Annotated in this window: 1 protein-coding gene; it reads left to right on the top strand. The window is 75.0% G+C overall.

Annotated elements, in window-relative coordinates; translation table 11 throughout:
- Positions 1–14: 14 nt before the first annotated feature.
- Positions 15–4,326: SDR family NAD(P)-dependent oxidoreductase (locus QSK36_RS42885; protein WP_285786417.1), on the top strand; the 4,312-nt coding region annotated here is incomplete at its 3' end.

The following is a 4,326-nucleotide window of genomic DNA, read 5'->3' as shown; positions in this document are numbered from 1 at the left end:
CTGAGCCTTCGGTGGTGACCGGCACGTTGCGCCGTGACGACGGCGGCCTGCGCCGGCTGCTGCTGTCGGCCGGCGAACTCCACGTCCGCGGCGTCCCCATCGACTGGAACGCCCTCTACACCGGCACACGGACGGTTCCCCTGCCCACCTACGCCTTCCAACGCGAGCGCTATTGGCTCCGGCCGTCGCGGGGCGCGGCCTCGGGACCGGGCGAGCCGGCTGGGTACCCGCTGCTGGACGCCGTCGTTCCGCTCGCCGGTTCAGGCGGCGCGCTCTTCACCGCCCGGCTGACCGAACGCGACCACCCGTGGCTCGCCGACCACCGGGTCGAGGGCGCCGTGCTGCTTCCCGGCACCGCCCTGCTCGACGCGCTGCGGCACATCGGCGACCTGCGCGGCGCCCCCGTCGTCGCCGAGATGACCAGCTCGGCGCCCATCGTGCTCCCCGAGGGCGGCGCACTCGACGTCCAGATCGCCGTCGAGGGGCGGTCGGCGCGCGTTCACACGCGTGCCGCCGCCGACGCGGAGTGGACGGAGAACGCCGCCGCGACGCTGGATGTGGACGAGCCGGGACCCGCCCGCGGCGTCCCCTGGCCGCCTCCCGCGGACGCGCGGCCCTTGGACCTGGACGGCTTCTACGAGAAGCTCACCGTCGAGTACGGCCCCGCCTTCCGCGCGGTCCACGCCGTGTGGGTGGGCGAGGGGGAGGCATGGGCCGAACTGCGGCTGCCGGACTCGGCCGATCCCGCCGGGTATGGACTGCACCCGGCGCTGCTCGACGCGGCCCTGCACCCGATCGCCGCTGCGGGCCTGCTTCCCGGCCCTGACCGCCCCCGCCTGGCCTTCTCGTGGTCGGGGGTCCGCCTGCACGCGACCGGTGCCCGCACGCTGCGCGTCCACCTGACCGCGACCGGGCCGGACACGATCTCCGTCAGCGCGGCCGACCCGTCCGGGACGCCGGTCGTCGACGTCGAGTCGCTGACCGTTCGCCCCGTGCCGCCCGGCGCGCTGACCGCGCGCGGCACGCGTGATCGGCTCTTCGAGGTCACGTGGGTCCCAGCCGGCCCCGCGCCCGGCGGCGTCTCCGGCGGTGTCTCTGACACAGGGCGCCCCGTGCCGGAGGTCGTCGTGCACCGGGTCGGCGACGGGGACCCCTGCCGGTCCGTCCCCGAACGCGTGCACCAGGTCGGCCTGGAGACGCTGAACGTCCTGCGGGAATGGCCGGACGACCCGCGCGCCGCGACGGCCCGCCTGCTGGTCGTCACCCGGCCGGACGACCTCGTGCACGAGGCCGTGCGGGGACTGCTCCGCAGCGCCCAGTCGGAGCACCCCGGACGGTTCGCGTCCCTGGTGACCGACGACCCCAGCGACGCCGCGATCGAGGCGGCGCTGCCGTCGGTGCCGGACGAACCGCAGATCGCGGTACGCGACGGGCGTGTGCTGGTGGCGCGGCTGGGCCGGGCGCCGGTCGCGCCGCCGCCGGAACGCTCGCGGCTGGCAGGCGGGACCGTGCTGGTCACCGGGGCCACGGGCGGCCTGGGCCGGCTGGTCGCCGAGCACCTCGTCAGGGCGCACGGCGTCGCCGAACTGGCCCTGCTGTCCCGGTCCGGGGCACCGGAGGAATGGTGCGCGGAGCTGTCCGCGCACGGGGCGCGGGTGCGCTCCGTCGCCGCCGACGTCGCCGACCGCGCCGCCCTCGCGGAGGTCGTCGGGGAGATCGGCGACCGGCTGACGGGCGTGGTCCACGTCGCCGGGGTCGTTGCCGACGGAGTGCTCTCCTCGCTCGGCTCCGGCCAGTGGGACGCCGCCCTGCGGCCGAAGGTGGACGGCGCCTGGCACCTGCACGAGCTGACCGAAGACCTGGACCTGGCCGCGTTCGTGCTCTACTCCTCGGCGTCCGCCATGTTCGGCAGCCCCGGCCAGGCGAACTACGCGGCGGCCAACGCCTTCCTCGACGAGCTCGCCCGCCACCGGCGGGCGAAGGGCCTGCCCGGCGTCTCGCTCGCGTGGGGGCTGTGGGGCGAGACGGCCGGAATGGGCGGCCGCCTCTCCGAGGCGGACCTGGCGCGGATGGCGCGCTCGGGGACGCGCCCGCTGACCGCGGAGCAGGGATTGGCGCTGTTCGACGCCGCGCTGGACGGCGACCGCCCGGCGCTGGCGCCGATCCGGCTCGACCTGGCCGCGCTCCGCGCCGGTGGGGAGGTCCCGCCGCTGCTGCGCGCGCTGGTGCCCGCACGCACCCGCCGGACGGAGATCGCCGAGCCCGCCGCGTCCGGCCCCGTCGACCCCTCCGACCTGCTCACCCTGGTCCGGCAGGCGGCGGCGGCCGTCCTCGGGCACGACGGTCCCGACGCGGTCGAACCCGGCCGCGCGTTCAAGGAGCTCGGGCTCGACTCCCTCACGGCGGTGGAGCTGCGCAACCGGCTGAGCGAGAGCGTCGGGCGCAGGCTGCCCGCGACCCTGGTCTTCGACCATCCCACTCCGGCCCGGCTCGCCGAGCACCTGCGGTCCGAACTGTCCGGGGTCTCCCGGCCGTCCGCCCCCGCTCGGCAGGCGGACCGGCGGAGCCGGGCCTCCGCAGGGACCCGCGGCTCCGACGAGGACGCCGTGGCGATCGTCGCGATGGCCTGCCGCTACCCGGGCGACCTGAACTCGCCCGAGGACCTGTGGCGGTTCGTGGAGTCCGGCGGCGACGCGATCGGCGGGTTCCCCGACGACCGGGGCTGGGACCTGGACGACCTGTTCGACCCCGACCCCGACGCGCCGGGCAGGACGTACGTGCGGGGCGGCGGCTTCCTGCGGGGCCTCGCCGACTTCGACGCGGCGTTCTTCGGCATCTCGCCGCGGGAGGCGCTGGCGATGGACCCGCAGCAGCGGTTGCTGCTGGAGGTGTCGTGGGAGGCGCTGGAGCGGGTGGGCATCGACCCCACCTCCCTCGCCGGCACGGCCACCGGGGTCTTCATGGGCACCCATGGCCAGGACTACGGAAAGAACGGCACCGAGGGCCAGGCCGACGAGGGCTACCTCGTCATCGGCAAGGCGGCGAGCGTGCTGACCGGGCGGGTGTCGTACACGTTCGGTCTGGAGGGTCCGGCGGTGACGGTGGACACGGCGTGTTCGTCGTCGCTGGTGGCGTTGCACCTGGCCGTGCAGTCGCTGCGGAACGGCGAGACCTCGATGGCCCTGGCGGGCGGGGTGTCGGTGATGTCCACGCTGGAGGGCGTGATCGGTTTCAGCAGGCAGCGCGGGCTGGCGCCGGACGGGCGCTGTAAGGCGTTCGCGGAGGCGGCCGACGGGTTCGGCTTCTCCGAGGGGGTGGGGGTGCTGGTGTTGGAGCGGTTGTCGGATGCGCGGCGTAACGGGCATCGGGTGCTGGCGGTGGTGCGTGGGTCGGCGGTGAATCAGGACGGGGCGTCGAATGGGTTGACGGCGCCGAATGGTCCGTCGCAGGAGCGGGTGATCGCTGCGGCGTTGGCGGATGCGGGGTTGTCGGGGGTGGATGTGGATGTGGTCGAGGGTCATGGGACGGGGACGCGGCTGGGTGATCCGATCGAGGCGGGGGCGTTGCTGGCGACGTATGGGCGGGGGCGGGCGGAGGGTCGTCCGTTGTGGTTGGGGTCGTTGAAGTCGAACATCGGGCATGCGCAGGCGGCTGCGGGTGTGGCTGGTGTGATCAAGATGGTGGAGGCGTTGCGGCGGGGGGTGTTGCCGGCGACGTTGCATGTGGATGCGCCGTCGTCGAAGGTGGATTGGTCCTCGGGTGGGGTGCGTTTGCTGACGGAGGCGCGGGCGTGGCCGGAGGTGGATCGGCCGCGTCGGGCGGGGGTGTCGTCGTTCGGGGTGAGCGGCACCAACGCGCATGTGATCGTGGAGCAGGCCCCCGAGCTCACGGGCGAGACCTCGGAGGAGGTTCCCGAGGGGGGCGCGGTTCCGGGTGTGGCGGCGTTGCCGATCTCGGCGCGTACGGCTCAGGCCCTGCGCGCGCAGGCGCACCGCCTGCGGGACGACATGCCCGCTCATGCGCAGACGCCGCTCACCGACATCGGCTTCTCGCTGGCCACCACGCGTGCCGCGCTCGGTCACCGCGCGGTGGTCGTGGCGGGCGGCCGGGACGAGGCGCTCACCGGGCTCGGCGCGCTCGCGGCGGGCACCCCCGACCCGGCGGTGGTGTCGGGAACCGCCGACGTCGACGGCAGAACCGTGTTCGTGTTTCCGGGGCAGGGGGCGCAGTGGGCGGGGATGGGTGCGGAGTTGCTGGCGTCCTCGCCGGTGTTTTCGGGGCGGATCGCGGAGTGTGCGGCGGCGTTGGCGCCGTTTGTGGACTGGT

The organism is Microbispora sp. NBRC 16548 (assembly GCF_030268985.1).
GTDB lineage: Bacteria > Actinomycetota > Actinomycetes > Streptosporangiales > Streptosporangiaceae > Microbispora > Microbispora catharanthi.
This window is presented reverse-complemented; position numbering and strand designations above follow the sequence as displayed.